This is a genomic window from Polyangium jinanense, from assembly GCF_028435365.1.
Genome location: NZ_JAGTJJ010000040.1, coordinates 47,363 through 66,139 on the forward strand (window position 1 = coordinate 47,363; position 18,777 = coordinate 66,139).

At 67.4% G+C, this 18,777-nt stretch carries 10 protein-coding genes and 1 pseudogene; 8 read left to right on the forward strand and 3 right to left on the reverse strand.

All coding sequences use genetic code 11. The features are described from left to right. Positions 1-290: 290 nt before the first annotated feature. Positions 291-1,859 (forward strand): hypothetical protein, encoded by a 1,569-nt coding sequence (locus KEG57_RS39115; RefSeq protein WP_272459443.1) that lies wholly within the window; start codon positions 291-293, stop codon positions 1,857-1,859. Beyond that, positions 1,853-3,445 carry an EGF domain-containing protein gene (locus KEG57_RS39120; RefSeq protein WP_272459444.1) on the forward strand — a complete coding sequence of 531 codons (1,593 nt, stop codon included), beginning with the start codon at positions 1,853-1,855 and terminating at the stop codon, positions 3,443-3,445. The genes KEG57_RS39115 and KEG57_RS39120 overlap by 7 nt, the downstream gene beginning before the upstream one ends. A gap of 47 nt (positions 3,446-3,492) precedes the next feature. Here the strand turns inward: KEG57_RS39120 and KEG57_RS39125 are convergent, their stop codons facing one another. After that, entirely contained in the window at positions 3,493-3,939 is a 447-nt protein-coding gene (locus KEG57_RS39125; RefSeq protein WP_272459445.1) for a protein-tyrosine phosphatase family protein, read from the reverse strand. Positions 3,940-3,978: 39 nt separating this feature from the next. Between KEG57_RS39125 and KEG57_RS39130 the strand changes: the two genes are divergently transcribed. The 6 genes and pseudogenes from KEG57_RS39130 (at position 3,979) to KEG57_RS39150 (ending at position 15,576) form a co-directional block, all read left to right on the forward strand. Then, positions 3,979-4,395, forward strand: a complete 417-nt coding sequence (locus KEG57_RS39130) for a hypothetical protein (protein WP_272459446.1) — start codon at positions 3,979-3,981, stop codon at positions 4,393-4,395. 461 nt (positions 4,396-4,856) lie between these two features. Next, positions 4,857-5,132: pseudogene (locus tag KEG57_RS56260) on the forward strand (hypothetical protein); the annotation flags it as partial. Positions 5,133-5,477: 345 nt separating this feature from the next. Continuing rightward, the gene (locus KEG57_RS39135; RefSeq protein WP_272425237.1) at positions 5,478-7,703 is read left to right on the forward strand and encodes a COR domain-containing protein; all 2,226 of its coding nucleotides are present in this window, start codon (positions 5,478-5,480) and stop codon (positions 7,701-7,703) included. Between the two features lie 75 nt (positions 7,704-7,778). Beyond that, complete coding sequence (locus KEG57_RS39140; RefSeq protein WP_272459448.1) at positions 7,779-11,675, forward strand: serine/threonine-protein kinase; 3,897 nt, start codon at positions 7,779-7,781, stop codon at positions 11,673-11,675. Further along, positions 11,672-13,291, forward strand: a complete 1,620-nt coding sequence (locus tag KEG57_RS39145) for an SIR2 family protein (RefSeq protein ID WP_272425233.1) — start codon at positions 11,672-11,674, stop codon at positions 13,289-13,291. The genes KEG57_RS39140 and KEG57_RS39145 overlap by 4 nt, the downstream gene beginning before the upstream one ends. 11 nt (positions 13,292-13,302) lie before the next feature. Next, entirely contained in the window at positions 13,303-15,576 is a 2,274-nt protein-coding gene (locus tag KEG57_RS39150; protein ID WP_272459449.1) for a patatin-like phospholipase family protein, read from the forward strand. Positions 15,577-15,621: 45 nt separating this feature from the next. On the opposite strand, the gene cysS is transcribed toward KEG57_RS39150, so the two are convergent. Both cysS and KEG57_RS39160 read right to left on the reverse strand, forming a co-directional pair. Continuing rightward, entirely contained in the window at positions 15,622-17,064 is a 1,443-nt protein-coding gene (gene cysS / locus KEG57_RS39155) for a cysteine--tRNA ligase (RefSeq protein ID WP_272425227.1), read from the reverse strand. A 322-nt stretch (positions 17,065-17,386) separates the two neighbouring features. Continuing rightward, positions 17,387-18,766, reverse strand: coding sequence for a cytochrome P450 (locus KEG57_RS39160; RefSeq protein WP_272425226.1), 1,380 nt, complete (start codon positions 18,764-18,766; stop codon positions 17,387-17,389). Positions 18,767-18,777 lie beyond the last annotated feature (11 nt).

The window sequence follows — 18,777 nt, forward strand, 5'->3', positions numbered from 1 at the left end:
CAACACGCACCGCTCGGAGAGCAGGTCTCCGCCACCTCCGCCACCTCCGCCGGCGAGGTCGGCAATCGGAGCCGTTCCGACCATCCGGTGTCCCTGAAAAAGCATGTCGAGACGGAGCCGTTGACCCATTTCCGTTCCTCGTACTAGGATTGCGTTCCGCGTGCCAACCACACCCGCGGGATCCATTGCGGATCAAACGAAAAGCCGCATCGATCCCGGCGAGAATCTGCCCGATTCCCCAGCAGCGCTGCCGCTCGCACGCGCGCCCGCGCGCAGCCCCAAGGAACACGATGCGACCGAACAGGATCTTTCCCTTGTCGTTCGCCCTCGTCCTCGCCACCTCCACCGCCGCCGCTGCGGTGAAGGAACCGGACGGGAGCACGGTGCCCAAGGCCTCCGCCGACCCGATACAGCTCAGCACGTTCTTCGCGAACCAGGGCGAGCCGATCGACTGGCAAGTGGATGCCGCCGCCACGCCCAACACCTTCTCGCCGTTGTGTGGCTTCACGGCCACCTTCATGCTGCACGGGGCCGATTGCCCCCTGGATTTCGCCTGGTACAACGAGACCGGTCTGCCGCCCACCGCGGCCGACCTCCACGTCATCATTCCGGGCGGCGCCCCCGTGGGGACGTCGTTCAGCGGCACGGACATCAAGAACGATCCGGGCTACAAGGGCGGCCTCGTCGGGTTCGCCCTGGTAGGCGATCCCAACGAGTTCTGCACCCAGACCCATTACTCCAATCCCGCCTGGAACCAGGTCTGCACCAGCTGCAACCCGCCGGCGCCCTGGATCACGGCGCTGATCTACCCCTCGAAGAAGGCGGCCAACGCCTTCTACATCGGCTTCGAGGACGGCTCGACCAGCGCGTTCTCCTTCAACAACGATGGCGACTTCAATGACGCCGTCTACTTCGTCACCGGCGTCACCTGCGCGGGCGGGGGGCAACCCTGCGACACCGGCAAGCCCGGTATCTGCGCCTCGGGCGTCACCCAGTGCACGGCGGCGGGCACGACCTGCCAGGAGCTCTCGCCGGCCGTGCCGGAGAAGTGCAACGGGTTTGATGACGACTGCAATGGCACGGCGGACGAGGGCGACCTTTGCCAGGAAGGCTACGTCTGCGACAAGGGCACCTGCGTGGAGGCATGCTCCGGCGGCGAGTTCGATTGTACGACCGGCCTCGTGTGCAACAGCGCCGGGTATTGTGTCGAGCCGGCCTGCAAGGAGGTGACCTGTCCGGCAGGCAAGGTATGCGTCGGCGGCGCCTGCAAGGGGCCCTGCGATTCCGTCGTTTGCCCGCACGCCCAGGTCTGCCGCGTGGGTACGTGCGTCGATCCGTGCGCGGGCGTGACCTGCGGCGACAATCAGGTCTGCGACGCCGGTGTTTGCGTGGCCAAATGCGAATGCCTGCCCTGCGTCGCGGGGAAGGCGTGCGATGTTTCCAGTGGCCTCTGCCTCGATCCGGCGTGCCTCGGCGTGATCTGCGCCGAGGGGGCGCATTGCGAGGCCGGCGCCTGCGTCGATAGCTGCATGGGCACGCTCTGCCCCGCGGGCCAGGCGTGCCAGCTTGGCCAATGCAAGGACGTGGAGGGCGGCGTCGGGGGTTCTGGTGGCTCGACCGGCGCGAGCTTCGAGGTAGGCGGCGGCCCAGGCCACGGCGGCAGCGGGGGCACCAGCGCGACGGGAGGCGGCACGGGCCAGGGCGGCAGCGGCGACAACGGTGGCACGGGAAGCAAGAGCAATTGCGGCTGCCGCATGGTGGGGGACGTCGGCGGCCGTGAGATCGCATTCGCGGGTATGGCTCTGGTCCTCGCTGCGGCGAGGCGGCGGACGGCGAGGAAAGGAGACCGGTCATGCTGACGCAATGGAAGATGGCCTCGGGTTTGCTTGTGATGGCGGCGGCGCTCGGCGGGTGCGCGGCAGGCGTGGCGCGGGATGGCGGGGGCGGCGCAGGGGATGAGCCGCCCAGTTGCCTCACGGTCGATTGCGACGCGCACGCGACCTGCGCCGACGCGGAAGCCGGGCCGGTCTGCACCTGCAACGAGGGCTTCACGGGCGACGGCGAGACGTGCACCGACATCGACGAATGCACGAACGGCAGCGCCACGTGCGATTCCCATGCGGCATGCGAGAACACGCCTGGCGCGTACACGTGCACGTGCAAGACCGGCTATTTCGGGGACGGCACGACGTGCATCGAGCTCGACGAGTGCCAGCAGGCCGCGTCCTGTGATCCCAACGCCAACTGCCAGAACACGAATGGGTCGTATTCCTGCACCTGCAAGCCCGGGTTTTCCGGCGACGGCAAGACGTGCACCGACATCAACGAGTGCCAGCTCGGGATGACGGCCTGCGACCCGCACGCCACGTGCACAAACATCCCCGGCGGGTATGCATGCAAGTGCGACCCGGGCTATATCGGCAATGGCAAGACGTGCACCCACGGCGACGAGTGCGTGGATGGCGGCGGGTGCGACCCGAATGCCACGTGCGAGAACACGCCTGAAGCGCATACGTGCACGTGCAACGAGGGCTACACGGGGGACGGCGTCACCTGCGACGACATCGACGAGTGCCAGCTCGGCATGACGGACTGCGACGTGAACGCGGACTGCCAGAACACGCCGGGCGCGTATGGCTGCGCGTGCAAGAGCGGTTATATCGGCAATGGCCTCACGTGCACGCCCGTCGGCATGGGCGCCCCGGGGGAGGTGTCGATCGAGGCCGGCGCCGGGCTGACCGCGTCGACCTCGGTCACCCTGTATCTCCAGCCGCCTGGCAATCATCTCACGAACCCCGGCGCCGAGGCTGGGGACCTCTCGGGATGGCAGATCCTGGCGAACGGAGGCAGCGGCTGGGCGAGCACCACGAGCGCGTACCTGTTCGGTCAGAGCGCATTCATCACGTCCTATTCGCTGGGCAAGCGCAGCCAGGTCCTGGATCTGACGATGCTCGGATTCTCGCAGGCGGATCTCGACGCGGCGCCTCCCATCACCGTCGGGGAATGGTTCCAGGGCTTTGGGCCGAACTACGGAGACTCCTACTATTTCAAGGTGGAGCTCGTGGCGGCCGACAATACGGTCCTCGCCTCCTTCAATCCGGGCGGGACGATGTCCACCGCGAACAACGCCTGGCAGATCGTGGGGCAGACGTTCACCGGCTACGGGCCGGGGCTCCGCTACGTGTACGTGGAAGACGGCGGGCAGGACACGGAGTTCTGGCTCGGCCAATACGGCGCGGTGATGGACGGCGCCAGCGTGGTGGTGGGCGACGTGCAGGTGCGCTTCTCGAATGACAACATGAACTGGAGCGCGTGGCAGGCATTCACCCCCACCACGACCTGGATGCTCGAACCCGGCAGCGGCACGAAGACCGTTTACGTCGAATTCGCGGACGCAAAGGGCACGGTCTGGCCCCCGGTGAGCGACACGATCATGCTGCAGTAGGGAAAGGACGCAGGCCGGCGGGGCCGTTCGCCATGGGTTCCTCCGCTTTACGTGTCGCCCCCGGCGGCCTCGTCGGCTCTCGCGTCGTGGTAGGTCTCCAGCATCGTCCGATACACCCGCATGTTCGGCCGATACCGGCGAAAATACTCGGCGTCGTCGCCGGTGAGCATCTTGGAGATGGCGGCGGCGACGGCCGGCGAGCGGCACATCCCAGCGTCGCAATGGACGATGAGCCGCTCGATGTGCGGGAGGTGCGCTTCCACGAGGTCCCAGATCGCGCGGGCATGGGCGCGCGAGAAGAGGGACGCTTCGGGAATGGACTCCGTCTTCGCGTCTGCGTCGGCGAAGGCGAGGCGGAGAAGAGCGCGACAGTGTGGAGACGCGGGGATTCGAGCCTGGTCGGACTCGCTTGACGAGATCGAGACGATCACATGGGGGACGTCGTGCGGCGCAACCCGCTCGACAGCGCCGCGGCTGTAGACGAAGATCTCCACGTGAAAGGTGATATCCCGCCGCCCCGCCGGAAGCCAGCCATGAAAACGTCGCGGCTGTCCCTCCTCGTCGTCCTGGGACTCGCGAGTTGCGCGGCCCCGCCCGGGGATCCGCCCGTCGATGCGCCTTCGAATCTGGTCTCCTCGTGCCCGACGAACGAGATCGCATTCACGAAGGAGACGGGATGCATGAACGACGGCTCGGTCGAGTTTTGCTTGCCGACGGGCAATGACGCGCTGGTCGCGCGCGTCCGGGAGATCGCGCCGACGATCGAGGCGGGATCGTCGCGCGGCCGCGCGGGGTGCAGTGTGCCGGCCGAGACGCTGTATTTCTTCCCGACGGGAGAAGCCGAGTGCGTGGCACGCCATGGGGCGCTCGTGGATGCGGCGTGGGACAAGATCTGCCGGATCGCAGCGCTGCCGGAGGTCCGGAAGATCGTGCCGACGTGGTACGAGTGAGGCGTCCACGCCTTCGAGGAAGGCTAGGACGCCCTCTACCCTTCGCGTCCACGCCTTCGAGGAAGGGCTACGACGCCCTCTACCCTTCGCGTCCACGCCTTCGAGGAAGGGCTACGACGCCCTCTACCCTTCGCGTCCACGCCTTCGACGAAGGCTACGACGCCCTCTACCCTTCGCGTCCACGCCTTCGACGAAGGCTACGACGCCCTCTACCCTTCGCGTCCACGCCTTCGACGAAGGCTACGACGCCCTCTACCCTTCGCGTCCACGCCTTCGAGGAGGGCTAGGACGCCTTCTACCCTTCGCGTCCACGCATTCGAGGAGGGCTAGGACGCCCTCTACCCTTCACGTCCACGCCTTCGAGGAGGGCTAAGACGCCCTCTTCCTTCGCCTCCACGCGTTCTACCTTCCTCGATGGCGCGTGTTCCGGTACGGTCGGGCTGGGTCGGGAGAGGGTCACGATGGGGAGCAAGGGGTTCGAGGAGGCGCGCAGGCGGTGCATCGATGCGGCGCGAAAGGGGAGTATCAAGCTGGATCTCAGGGGCTTGGAGTTGACGGATCTACCGCAGGAGCTTCTCGCTTGTACGTCCCAACGAAGCCTCAACCTGAGCGATAACCCACTTCACGCGTTGCCCGACGACCTCGCGGTTTTGTCCCAACTCAAGGAGCTCGACCTCACGCGCACGCGCCTGCGCGCCGTCCCCGACGTCCTCGTCGAGCTACCCAGGCTCACTCGCCTCGAGCTCGGAGGCCCATGGTTGAGGGACATGCGGGTTGTGTCGTCGCTCAAGGAGCTGACCGTTCTCATATGTTCCGAGCTCACCGACGTGGAATTGCCCAACCTCGAAGCGTTGGAGTTCCTTTGCGTACTCGAGCTCTACGGCTGCGCCTTGGAAGAAATCCCGCCCTGGGCTCTTCGGCTGAAGCGCCTGGGGGCACTTTGCTTGGGATTTAACCGATTGCGCCGTGTCCCCCCGGCCATCGCTGCGCTCCAAGATCTGCAAATGCTGTTGCTGCGAGGGAATCCGATCGAGGACCTACCTGTCGAGCTCGGCAAACTTCCCAATCTCACAAGGCTGGATGTGAAAGATTGCCCTCTCTCACGCATCCCGCCGGAGATCGTGGGGCAAGGCTCAGACGCCGTCCTCGCCTACCTCCGTGACCAAGCTCGCAGCCGCACTCGGCAATGGATCTCCAAGCTCCTCGTCGTCGGTCAGGGCGGCGTCGGCAAGACCTCGCTCCTCCGAGCACTCCGCGACGAGACTTTCAACCCAAATGAATTGACGACCCACGGCATCGCCGTCCGCCCCCTGCAGGTCCCGCACCCGACGGAGAAGGGCGTAGCCATGGATCTCTCGACCTGGGACTTCGGCGGCCAGCAGATCTATCACGCGACGCACCAGTTCTTCCTCACGAACCGGTCCATTTTTTTGCTCGTCTGGAACGCGCGCCACGGCCACGAGCAAGGCCGCCTCTATTACTGGCTCGACACCATCCGTGCGCGTGCCCCCGAGTCCCCCATTCTGCTCGTCGCCACGCACGTCGACGAACGCTCGGCCGATCTGCCGCTCCGCGACATCCGCCAGCGATACCCGCAGGTCGTGGAACAATACGCCGTCAGCAACAAGACTTCCTCGGGCATCGAGGCACTCTTCCACGCGATCGCCGAGCACGCTGCGAATCTCCCCCTGATGGGCGAGAGCTGGCCTCGCACGTGGCTCAATGCAGCGAACGCTATTCGCGCAATCGACAAGAATCACATCATTCCCCAAGATCTCTGGGCGACGATGAAGGCCCACGGTGTCGAGGAGGACCGCCACAAGATTCTCGCCACCTGGCTGCACGAGCTGGGCGACATCCTGTTCTTTCAGGACAACCCCGAGCTCCAAGACATCGTCCTGCTCGACCCCCACTGGGCCACCGAGGCGATCAGCCGCGTGCTCGAATCGAGCGACGTCATCGAGCGCCGCGGCATCTTCACACACGCCGAGATGGATCGACTTTGGTCGAGGGACATCCCGCAGCACCTGCAGGACCATCTCCTGCGTCTGATGGAGCAATTCGACCTCTCCTACCGTACCCTCGACAACCGCGAGGTCAGCATCGTCGTCGAGCGCCTTTCCCACGACGCCCCGCCCGAACTGCAACGCCAATTCGATGAGCGCTTGGGCCAACGCGAGGTCTCGATGCGTTTCCAGGTCGACGCGACGCTGCCCGCAGGCATCCCGACCTGGTTCATCGCCCGCACGCATCGCTTCACGACGCGTATCCATTTTCGCCAAGGCGCCCTTTTCACGGACGGCCCCGAGGACCACCTCGCTCTCGTGCAGGCCTTCCCCGAGGGGCGTTGCCTCCACCTCACCGTCCGAGGCCCTGCCCCGCACGGGTTCTTTACATTGCTACGCGACGGCCTTGAGTTCACGCTGAAACGCTTTCCCGGCCTCAGGGTGGAGCGGTTCATCCCCTGCCCCGGGCACGATGGTTTGCCCTGCACCCACGAATTCCAGTTCGAGCAGCTTCAGAAGGCGCTCGAACGAAAACGCATGCTCATTCAATGCCCCGTGGCCTTCGGGGGCGACATCGAGAACCCCGACGTGGACATCCGTGAGATGCTTTTCGGCCTGACAGCCTCGACCCTCGACGAGGTGATGCGCAAACTCGACGTGATGACCGCGAAGCAGGACGAGCACCTGACACACATCCGCGCTCTGACCGAGATCGTACAGCGCGATCTCCTGCGATCATTCCAGGCGATGCGGGGTCTCGAGGAGACGCATTGCCCCTCGCTCTTCGTGCTCCGGCCCGATCGGGGCGGGGCCTGGAAGCAAAGATTGCTCGGGCAGACCGTGGAGCTGCACCTCGTCTGCGAGGCGCCCGGGGAGGCGCACCTCACGGTGGAAAGTGGGCGATACAAGACACGGCTTTCGCCGAAATGGCTCGGGAGGATCGCGCCTTACATCGAGAAGGTGACCTCGATCCTGAAGTATACGGCCCCGCTCATCGGCGCAGCCGCGGGATTCGCCCCGGAGCAGTACCAGAAGATGTTCGCGAACGACATCAAACTCATGCAGGAGCTCGTGAAGAAGCTCCCGGAGATCGAGGGCGAGGAAGACGATTCCCTCTCGCTCCGCGATCGCCACGAAGACGACCGCCTGGAGCGCGTCGACGGGGCCACACTCCGGATCGTGCGCAGCCTGCTCGACGACCTGGATCCTCGAAAAGCCTGGGGCGGTCTGCGCAAGGTGCTCACCCCCGAGGGCCATTACCTCTGGCTTTGCGACAAGCACGCCGCCGCGTATCGGGTCTGAGAACGTTGACCCTTCCATCGGCTCTGCGCGTCCAGTAGGCTACGTAGCGCGTAGGTACGGTGGGAGGGGCCCAGGATGCGTATCCTGTCGGCGGGGGAGCTTGTCGCCGGACGGTTCGAGGTCGAGTACCTCGTCGCGCGGAGCGCAATGGGCACCGTCTACCGCGCGATCGACCGTTCGGAGGGCGCGGCGGTGGCGCTCAAGCTGATCCCGCTGCCGACGGACGCCAAGGACACCCCCTCCCGCTTCGAGCGCGAGGCGGCGATGCTAGCGCGGGTCAAGCACCCGCGCATCGTGCGTTACGTCGCGCGCGGGCTCCTCGATGCCGGGCACGCGTATCTCGCGATGCAATGGCTCGACGGCGAGGATCTCCACCGCGTGCTTCAGCGAGGCCCGCTCGCGGCGGAGGACGCGCTCGCCGTGCTCGCGTGCGCGGCGGAGGCGCTCGCGGCGGTGCACGCCGAGGGGATCGTGCACCGCGACGTAAAACCCGCGAATTTGTTCCTGCGCGGCGGGGCGAGCGCGGACGTGGTGCTGCTCGATTTCGGCATCGCGCGGCCGCTCCGGCCGACGAAGCCGATCACGGCCACGGGCACGCACGTGGGAACGCCGCAATACATGGCGCCGGAGCAGCTCACCGACGGCGGGAGAATCGGGCCGGCGACGGACGTGTTTTCCCTCGGGTGCATCTTCTACGAATGCCTCACGGGGCGGCCCGCCTTCGACGCGGAACATGTCGCGGGCGTGCTCGCGCGCATTCTTTACGACGAGCCCACCCCGGTGCGCGCCCTGCACCCCGCCGTCCCGCAAGAATGGGAGGACCTTCTCCTTCGAATGCTGAACCGAAACGCCGAGCGGCGTCCGAGGGACGGCGCGGCGCTGCGAACCCTCGTCTCCGCGCTGCCTGCGGTCACAGCGGAGCAAACCCTGCCCGTATCGCTGCACGGCCCGGCGGCGCCGCGGGAGGCGGGCGAGCAGACGCTCGTGACGGTCGTGCTCGCGACGTTCGGCCCTTCGGAGAGCGGCGATCCGGGCGAGGCTCCGCCGACGGAGAAGGACCGCATGGAGGCGGCGCGGCGGGCGCTGCCGCTCCTCAGGTTCGATCTGGAGGAGCTCGCGGAGGGCTCGATCCTCGCGTCCATCACGTCACGCGGAATGGTCACGGACCAGGCGCGCATCGCCGCGCGCGGCGCGCTCTGTCTGCGCGAGCTCTGGCCCGATGCGCGAATCGGCGTGGTGACGGGCCGCGCATCCATGCGGCGAAGGGCACGCATGAACGAGGCCGTCACGCGAGCCATGAAGCTGCTCGAAGACCAGAGCCACGCGACCGAGGAGGGCGTCTGGCTCGACACGGTCACGGCCGCGCTGCTCGATACGCGGTTCGTCACCCGGGACAAGGCGAACGGGACGCTCTTGCTCGCGGAGCGCCCGGACGAGGGCGCCGGGCGATTGCTGCTCGGCAAACCGACGCCGTGCGTCGGGCGCGAGGTCGAGCTGATGGCGCTCGAAGGCCTGCTCGGGCGGGCGCTCGAGGACGGTGAGCCGCAAGGAATGCTCTTGCTCGGGCCGCCGGGGACGGGCAAATCGCGGATCTTCGGCGAGCTCGCGCGCCGGATTCGCGCGACGTACCCCGAGGCGTTGCTCCTCGTGGGCCACGGCGATCCGCTGACCGCGGGCTCGCCGTACGGGGTCTTGCGGGACGCATTGCGGAAACATGCGGGGCTCGACGCGATCGAGGATCCCGAGCGCGCGCGAGAGGTCGTGATCGAGCGGCTCTGCGCGCACGTGGACGCGGAAAACCGGCGGCGCGTCGGCGAGTTCCTCGGCGAGCTTTGCGGCGTCCCCTTCCCTGCCGAGACGAGCCCGCCGCTGCTCGCCGCGCGAAACGACGCGCAGGTGATGGAGGAGCAGATCGGGCAAGCATTCTCCGCGTGGATGGCGTCCGCGTGCACGGCGCAGCCCGTGATCCTGGTCCTCGAGGATCTGCACTGGGGCGACGCGCTGACGGTGAAGCTCGTGCGGAGCGTGCTGCGCAGCGACGGCGAGATGCCCCTGTTCGTGTTTTGCCTGGGCCGGCCCGAGACGCGCGCGCTGCTGCCAACCATGGCCCCCTCGCGGATGCATCAAATGTCATTGCGGCCGCTCGGCCGGCGGGCGATCGAGCGGCTCATCAAGAGCGTGCTCGGCAATGCCATCAGCCCCGAAATGGTCGAGCGCATGGGAAACCTCTCCGAGGGCAATGCGTTGTTCCTGGAGGAGCTCATCCGGGCCGCGGCGGAAGGCAAGATGAGCGAAGCGCCGGAGACGGTCGTGGCCATGCTCCAGGCGCGATTGTCGAAACTATCGTCGCCGGAGCGGCGGCTGCTCCGCGCGGCGAGCGTCGTGGGCGAGATGTTCTGGGCAGGCGCGGTACGTCGAATCATCGCGGCGTGGGGGGCGCGCGACGACGTGGACGGGTGGCTCGCGCGGCTCGTGGAGGAGGAGCTCGTCGAGCGGCACAAGGAAAGCCGATTTCCACGGGAAATCCAGATGGGCTTCCGCCACGCGCTCGTGAAGGACGCGGCGTATGGGCTCGTGACGGAGGCGGATCGGAACACCGCGCATCTCGCGGCGGGTGCATGGCTCGAAGGCGCAGGCGAGGCCGACGCCATGGCGCTCGCGGGGCACGCGGAGGAAGGCGGAGACCTCGCGCGGGCCGCGCGGTTTTACGCAAATGCGGCCGCGGAGTCGCTCGGGCGGAACGATCTCCGGGAAGCGGCGCAACGCGCGTCGAAAGGGCTCGCCTGCGGGGCGGAGGGCCTTCTCCGCGGGGAGCTCCTCGCGGTCCTCGCTATCGCAAAATTCGGCCTGGGGGTGTGGCCGGAGTCGACCTCGCCGGGGCTCGAAGCGCTCTCGATCCTGCCGAAAGGGAGCTCGTGGTGGTGCCGGACGGCGGAGCGGATGATCCACGCCTTGCCGCAGATGAAGGCCCTCGATCCTTTCTTCAAGCTCGCGGAGGATGTGTGTCAGGTCGAGCCTCCTCCCGACGCGCTCCCCGCATTCGTGTGTGCGACCGCCAATTTGCTCTACATCGCCACGGCGCTTTTTCCGGTCACGCTCATCGAGGTACGTCGAAAGACCCGCGCGCGCCTCGGGCAGCTCCCGGCGCTCGAAGAACCCCGGGCGCGCGGCCTCGCGCTCATGTGGCAGGCACTCGCCGCGATGTACGTGGAGCCCTATCTGGAGCAGAACCGAGCGCTCGCCGCCCGGGGTGTGGAGGTGCTCGCCGAGGGGAGAGTATTTCACGAGCTCTGCATGGCGCACGTCCTCCACGGCCTCGCGGCGCGGGAGATGGGCGATCGGGATGCCGCCGAGGCGTATACGCGAGAGGCCCTCTCCATCGCCGAGCGAATCCAGGACGGGTATCAGATCGCGAACGCGGCATTTTATATGAGCGAGACCTTGCTCGAATGGGACGGCCCGTCGCGCCTGGAAGAGAGCGAGGCGTTCGCGCGGAGGGCGCTCGGCGCCCACGTGGGTGCGTTCTACGAGGCTGCCAGCTTTCGTGTCCTTGCGGAAATCGCGCTCTCTCGGGGCCAGGCGTCGCTCGCCGAGGCGCACGCGCGGCGGGCCGTCACCGCCGTGGGAGACGCGGGAAGCATGCTCATGTACTGGCACGGAGGCACACACCTGCGCGCGCTCGTCGCCTGCGGCCGCGTGGACGAGGCCCTCGCGACCGTGGAAAAGCGCCTGCCATCGTTTCTCGCGCTCGACGGGGCCGGCTATTTCGACGTCCCCTTCCGCCTCGCCGTCGCCGAGACATTGTTCGCCGCCGGGGACCCCGCGGCCGGCAGGGACGCCCTCGACGAGACGCGGAGGCAGATCACGCTTCGCGCCGAGAACATCCACGACCCCACGAGCCGCTCGCGTTACCTCGCCAAAAAGGATAACGTTCGTGTGTTCGCGCTCGCCCGCGAGTGGAGACGAAAATGAGCGGTCACCTCTTCATCGTGCACGGCGATCTCACGCTGCTCTCCTGCGACGCGTGGCTCGTGCCCTGCGACATCGACGCGATGCCGTCGCGGAGCTGGACACGTTCGTTCAGCCATCTCCAGGGTGGGTCCTTGCGCTGGGCCCAGCCGACAGAGGAATGGCGGCGCGGAACGCAACGCGTGCTCAAGGTGGTCGAATGGGAAGACCACCTACCACGCCCGTGGGTCGGCAACGTCGGGGCCGTCCCGAGCACGGACGTCTCGTGGTTCGTCGCGGGCGCCGAGGAGTTCATCGAGCGCGTGACGGACGACCTGCGCGCGAACGGGTCGCCTCCGCGCAATGGGCGGGCCAAGCATCTGCTCGCGCTGCCCGTCATCGGCACGCGGTACGGCGGCAAGCGGCACTGGACCGGGGACATCGTGCGCGCGCTCGTCCCGGTCCTGCAGCGGCTGGCCATTGCGAAGGACGTGGACATCGCGCTCGTGAGCAACGACGAACTCACGTATGCGTCCGCGCAGGCGCAACGCGGTGCGGATCCCTCGGCCTGGCCCGATCTCGATGAACAGCTATGGCGCACGGGGGAGCGTCTCGCGCACGTGGCCGCGAACGGCGATCTCGTGCTCTTCATCGGCGCGGGCGTGAGCAAGAATGCCGGCCTGCCGGATTGGGGAGGTTTGATCCGGGATCTCGCTCGGGATGCCGGGATGAACGAGGAGGAGCTCGGCGCCTTGAAGGAACTCGGCGCGCTCGATCAGGCCCGCGCCATCGAGCTGCGCATGGAGACGGGCATGCAGCCGCAGGCGAGCAAGCGCATCCTGGGGGCGCGAATCGCGGATGCATTTGCCCGTGTCCACGGGTATGCCCTGTCGCATGCGCTGCTCGCCGCGCTCCCCGCGCGAGAGGTCATCACGACGAACTACGATACGCTGTTCGAGCGCGCCTCGAACGCGGCCGGGATGACGGTCTCGGTGCTGCCCCACGAGCCCCATTCCGGGGCTTCGCGCTGGGTGCTCAAGATGCACGGGTGCGTCACGGATCCCGACAACATCGTCCTGACGCGCGAGGATTACATGCGATACGACCTCCGCCGGCAGGCGCTCGCGGGGATCGTGCAGGCGCTGCTCCTGATGCGTCACATGCTGTTCATTGGTTTCTCCCTGCGTGACGACAATTTCCACCGGATCGCGGATGCCGTCCGGCGCGCGCGTGTGCCCGCGAAGGCGGACGCGAGCTCGCCCGTCGGTCGGTTCGGCACGGCGCTCTCGCTGTTCTGGTCGCCGCTCGAGCAAAGCCTCTGGGGGAACGATCTCGACTGGGTGAACATGCAATCGACGCCGCCCCCGGCCGGGCGAAATGAGGAGAGCGACAAGGCATGGGCCGAGGCTGCACGGCGGCTGGAGCTCTTCCTCGACAGCTTGCTCGCCCGGACGGGGACGACTGCGTACCTCTTGCACCCGCGCTTCGAGGGCGCGTTGAGTGATACCGAGCGCGGGCTCGCTGACAAGCTGCAGCGATTCCTCGACGAGGTCGATCGGGACCCGAGCGTGAAATCGGCGCCGGCGTGGAAACACCTGGAGGCGCTTTTGCACCGGCTCGGGTGGCCGCGAACGCCCTGACGAAACGATCCATGACGGAAGCCTTTTGCAAGCTCATCGCCGCGCCGCCGTGGGTGATCCAGGTCGTCTTCGATTTTTCGAGGCACCTGCTCCTGCTCGGGGCCCTGGTCGTGGTCCTCGGGATGCTCTTTTACGATCTCGGGCGAGCGTTTGGCCTGCCGTACCTGTTCCGTGGACAATCCCGCAAGGCCCAGTTCGCCATCGGGCTCTCCATGGCGCTGCTCGCGAGCGAGCTCTTTTACGTGAGCTACCTGGTCTCGCCCGACGAGCTTCATCGCTCTCGCGGGCACGGCATTCCCCTCGACGTCCTGAATTACCTCGGCGCGCTCTGGGGCGTGCTGGCGATGGTCGTCGTCGCTTCCGTCGTTTCCCGCGTCCTCTACAAATGGAACGGGGTCCCGTGGAGCGACCCCAAGCGGATCTTCGAACGTCTCGGGACGTCCGTTTATACGCTGCTGGGAGCGGAGCTCGGCCTCGTCCTCACGCTGGGCTTCATTTTCGGCGGGACGAACGGCGCGATCCTTTCGCGTGTTCAGGGCATCGGTGAGCGCATCAGGCCGTGCATCCACGGCATCGGCCATTGCCTGTCTGCGGACTTTCGAGCGGACGCGCCCCGAGAGATGCTCCACGAGCATGTGTACGCGACGGCGTTTTTCGCGCTCCTCGCTGGGATGTACGTCGTGGCGAGCTGCCTCCCGGCGAGGAAGATTCCCGCGGCCGCGGGCCTCTGCGTCCTCTTCGCGCTGCTCGGCGCGATCGATGGCTTTTTCGTGTACTGGCTCGAAAAGTGGCATTCCATGCTGCTGGTCGGCGGAGCCGTCCTTTTGCTCTACGTGCTCGGCCGGAAACGATATCGGGCCAGGTTCGCCGATTTGAAGGACGTCTATCCGGCCCTCGAACAAGAGCCTTGCGAGCGCGGGTGCAAGGCGGCCGGGCATACACACCTCGCGGACTACGAGGCGACCGGCGCGAGCGGATCGGGCCTTTTGCCGCGGTCCATGGCCGAGTTCCGCTGGACGGACGAGAGCGGCCGGAAGCGGCCCCTCGTGCTGGTCTGCACGAGCGGCGGCGGGATCCGCGCGGCGGTTTGGACCGCGGCCGTCCTCCGCGAGCTCGAAAGACAGCTCGATCTCTCGGAGCGTCGAGAATTTCCTTATCACGTCCGCATGATCAGCGGCGCCTCCGGCGGCATGGTGGGCGCATCGTACTGGGTGGCGACCCTCGAAGGCCCGACGATCACTGCGGGTTCGTCCGAGTATCACAAAGAAGCAACGGCGGGAGAAGCCGCCCCGGACGCCGAGGGATCGGACTGGCTCGTCGCCAACGTGGCCAAGGAGTGCCTGTCGCGCGTGGCCGCGGCGCTCGTGTTCAGCGAGCTGCCCGCGCGTATCTGGGAGTGGACGAAACCCCTGGGCGAACGAGAGCTCCACGACCGGGGCACGGCGCTCGAAAACGCGTTCGTGGAGAACATGCCGTCCCTCGGCACGAAGCTCTCCCTGCTCGGGCCCGACGAAAGGGCCGGGTGGCGCCCTTCGCTCGTATGGAGCCCGATGCTCGTCGAGGACGGGAAACGCTTGCTGATCTCGAATCTCTGCCTCGACGCGCTCCTCGTCCAGCACGGGCCGGCGATCGGAGAGGAGGGCCAGCGCGTCGTGTACGCGCGCTCCGGGTACGAGCTCGGGCGGCTCTTTCCGGTGCAATCGAGGGACACCTTGCGCCTCGCGACGGCGGCCCGCATGAGCGCCTCCTTCCCGTTCGTGTCCCCCGCCGCCGTGCTGCCGACCGTGCCCCGCAGGCGCGTCGTGGACGCGGGCTACTGGGACAACTATGGCGTGAACCTCGCGTGTTGTTGGTTGGACGAGCTGCTCCGGACGAGCTGGATCGAAGAGAACGTGAGCGGTATCCTGCTCGTGCAGATCCGCGACGGCATCGAGCGGCCGGAGACCGCGGGCAACGATTTCAGCGCCCGGATCGCGCGGGCCCTCGAAGGCATGACGTCCCCGATTTCGGCGGTGCTCTCGGCGCGGGAGAGCGTGATGCGCTTCCGCAACGACGAGCAGGTGGAGGCCGTGGCGCGGCGTTTCCACCTCGACAAACGGTTCGGGGGGAGTTTTTTCCAGCAGGTGACGTTCGAGTTCTCGGGCGACGCGGCCCTGAGCTGGTACCTGACGCCCGAGGAGCGAAAAGGCCTCGAAGACGCGGCCAAAACGACCGTCGGCGCGGAGGCCACTGCGCTCCGGGCGTGGTGGGACGAGCGCCGGGCCGCCACGTCGCAGACGGCGTGACGCCGCGCGATCTGATTCCCGCGCCTGCCACCACGAATCCGCCTCTCATGTAGATATCGTCCACCGCGCCCCGTCGGGCCCGTCTTCGATCTCGATACCCGCCGCCGCGAGCCCCGCGCGCAGCGCGTCGGCCCGGGCATAATCGCGGCCGGCGCGGTGGCGCGCACGCTCCTCGAGGAGCAATGCAATCACCCGGTCGAAGCGCTCCGCATCCGGCGCGTCGCGCTCCTCCGGCAGGAGCCCGAGCACGCCCTCGCCGAGCGACGACACGAGCTCGAGCGCGTGGAGGATCGTGCCCTGCGGCACGGGACCCGCGAGCGCGGCCTGGAGATCGCGGGCCAGCACGAAGAGGGTCGCGAGGGCGGCGGGCGTGTCGAAATCGTCGTCCATGGCCGCCTCGAAGGCAGCACGCGCCGCGGCGAGGCGCGCTTCGAGCGCCTCGGCATGGCCTGGAGGCCCTCCCCCGGCGCGCCGCGCGAGCTCGCGCCGGAGGTCCCGCAGCCGACGGAGGCCCGAGGTCGCCGCCTGGAGCGTCTCCGCCGATACCTCGGCCGTCGCCCGGTAATGGCTCTGCACGAAGAGAAACCGCAGGAGGAGCGGATCGTGCTTCGCGTAAAAGTCCGCGAGCGTGGTGAAATTGCCCTTCGAGCGGGACATCTTTTCTCCGTTCACAGTCAGCATGTTCCCGTGCATCCAGAGCCGCGCGAAGCGTCGGCCCGCGCCCTCGGCCTGGGCGATCTCGGCCTCGTGGTGCGGGAACTGCAAATCGAGCCCGCCCGCGTGGATGTCGAAGCCCTCGCCGAGGTATTGCAAGCCCATGGCCGAGCATTCGAGGTGCCAGCCCGGAAACCCCTCGCCCCAGGGCGACTTCCAGCGCTGCACGTGGGACGGGTCGGCCTTCTTCCACATGGCGAAATCACGCGGATCGGATTTGTTCCCGCGCACGAGATCCCGTGTCCCGATGGCCAGCTCGTCGATCACCCGCCGCGAGAGCTTTCCATAGCCGGGAAACGCCGCGACCCGAAAGTACACCGACCCGTCCGCGACGTAGGCGAGGCCGCGCGAGAGGAGCTCCTCCACGAGCTCGATCTGCTGCGGGATGTGGCCACTCGCGCGCGGCGTGACGTCGGGCCTGCGCACGTTGAGCCGGCCCATCTCGTCGAAGTATTTCCAGAAATACCGATCCGCGATCTCCATCGGCTCGACCCGCTCGAGCGCCGCGCGTTCGGCGATACGATCGCGACCTTCGTCGAGCGCGTCCTCGGTGATATGACCGACGTCGGTGACGTTCGAGACGAATCGCACGCGGTGGCCGCGGTATTCGATCCATCGCCGGACGACGTCGAATGCAACGGCGGTCTTCGCATTGCCGAGGTGCGCGTCGCCGTACACGGTGGGGCCGCACAGGTACATGCCGACGCGCTGCTGCGTGTCCGGAAAAGCCGCCTGTTTCTGTCGCGAGAGCGTATCGAAAGTCTGGATCGCCATGGAACATCCTCCTCTGGGCATCGACGTACGAAACCAAAGCGGCAGCGCCCCGCGCGCGCATCACGCCGAAATGGCCCGCATGCATGGCGCCCCTTCGGCGCGCGAGCTTTGGCGTTATGCCCTCGTGCGGCGCTCCCGCGGCCACGAGGGCGCAGAGGCGCGCCGGATCCACGGGCGGATGTCCGCCCAGCGCGACGGCGCGCGCGTGCCTCTCGTAGGCCTATCTCTCAGGAACGCTTTTCAGCGACGACAACAGCGGCCGTCGCAACGGAGTGCGAGGGCAGCGAGCGGGTACGTGCGCCGAGAGCTTCGCATGAGGGCTCTACGTTACCGCGGAACCGCGGCCGAGGCAAGCGTCGCCTGCGCTCGGCCGCCGTTCCACCCGACGCCCTTCCATGATCATCGGCACCTGGCCCCGCGGCCCCATCGTGATGCCCCGGTGCACGTGCTCGATCGGGGCCGCGCTCGCGAGCCGCAAGTGATATTCGCGCAAGAGGACGGCGAGCACGACCTTCATTTCCACCATCGCCAGTGTCGCCCCCAGACAGCGACGGGATCCCCCGCCGAACGGGATGAACTCGAACGGGGAAAAATCCCGCTCCAAAAAACGCGTGGGGCGGAATCGCGCAGGCTCGGGATAAAGATCCTCGCGTCCGTGCACGAGGAGCGGAGAGGGGACGAGCGGTTCGCCCGGGGGAATGGTGTAATCGAGGAGGGCAAACGGCTTTCGAGGCACGCGCCCGACGCTGACCACAGGCGGCACGATACGCAGCGTCTCCAGGCAGACGGCCTCCAGGTAAGGCAAGCCGAGGAATTTTTCGGCAGGCGCCTCGGGCCCGAGGGCGTCCATCTCGGCGAGCGCCCGCGCGAGCGTGTCGGGCTCGCGGTGGAGCCAAGAAAAGGCCCAGGCCAGGGTGACGGCCGTGGTTTCGTGCCCTGCAAAAAGCAAAGCGCGGAGCTGATCGAGGATCTCCTGATCGCTGAGCCCTTCGCCGCCTTCATAACGCGCTTTCAGCATGAGCCCGAGCACGTCGGACCGGTCTTCACGCGAAGCGCGCAAGGCGCGGATCTCCTCGGACAAGAGCGCGTCGAGCGCCGCCGTGGCCCGGAGCATGCGCGCCCAGGGGCCGAATCCGCCGAAGGGGCGCCGGATCGCCGGCATGATGAGGACGAGCGGATTCATCGCGTGAATGAGATCGAGCACGGCCGCGCGGACGTCGCGGATCCGCGCCTCGCCCTTCACGCCGAACACCACGCGGATGACCACGTCGAGCGCGATGGATTGCATGGCCTCGAGCATCGAGAACGGCTGGCACGGCATCCACCGCGAGGCCTCCTCCCGCGCGACCTCGGCCACGACGGTTGCGTACGATTTCGCGGCGGCCGGCGCGAACGGGGGCGCGAGCAGCTTGCGATCCCGGCGATGGCGCGGCCCGGTCGAGACCACGACCGATGTCCGCCCGAAGATGGGCTCGGTCACCTCGACCGCGAACGGCTCGAACGTCTCGGGATCGGCCGTGTAAATGGCGCGGATCGCCGCGGGGTTGCCAATGAACGTGATCGGCCCGTTGAAGGTGCCGACGCGAAAGGGATCCCCATGCTGCGCGGCGAGGCGGCGAATGACGGGGGCCGGAGCCCCGAAGCTCGAGCGAAGCGTGTCGATCAGGCCGAGGTGCTCGGGTCCGGGCGGCAGCGTATGCATGCAATCCCCTC

Excerpts from the sequence above, each read along its gene's own strand:
- KEG57_RS39115 (WP_272459443.1), top strand. The coding sequence starts at position 291 with ATGCGACCGAACAGGATCTTTCCCTTGTCGTTCGCCCTCGTCCTCGCC.
- KEG57_RS39120 (WP_272459444.1), top strand. The coding sequence starts at position 1,853 with ATGCTGACGCAATGGAAGATGGCCTCGGGTTTGCTTGTGATGGCGGCG.
- KEG57_RS39130 (WP_272459446.1), top strand. The coding sequence starts at position 3,979 with ATGAAAACGTCGCGGCTGTCCCTCCTCGTCGTCCTGGGACTCGCGAGT.
- KEG57_RS39140 (WP_272459448.1), top strand. The coding sequence starts at position 7,779 with ATGCGTATCCTGTCGGCGGGGGAGCTTGTCGCCGGACGGTTCGAGGTC.
- KEG57_RS39145 (WP_272425233.1), top strand. The coding sequence starts at position 11,672 with ATGAGCGGTCACCTCTTCATCGTGCACGGCGATCTCACGCTGCTCTCC.
- KEG57_RS39150 (WP_272459449.1), top strand. The coding sequence starts at position 13,303 with ATGACGGAAGCCTTTTGCAAGCTCATCGCCGCGCCGCCGTGGGTGATC.
- cysS (WP_272425227.1), bottom strand. The coding sequence starts at position 17,064 with ATGGCGATCCAGACTTTCGATACGCTCTCGCGACAGAAACAGGCGGCT.
- KEG57_RS39160 (WP_272425226.1), bottom strand. The coding sequence starts at position 18,766 with ATGCATACGCTGCCGCCCGGACCCGAGCACCTCGGCCTGATCGACACG.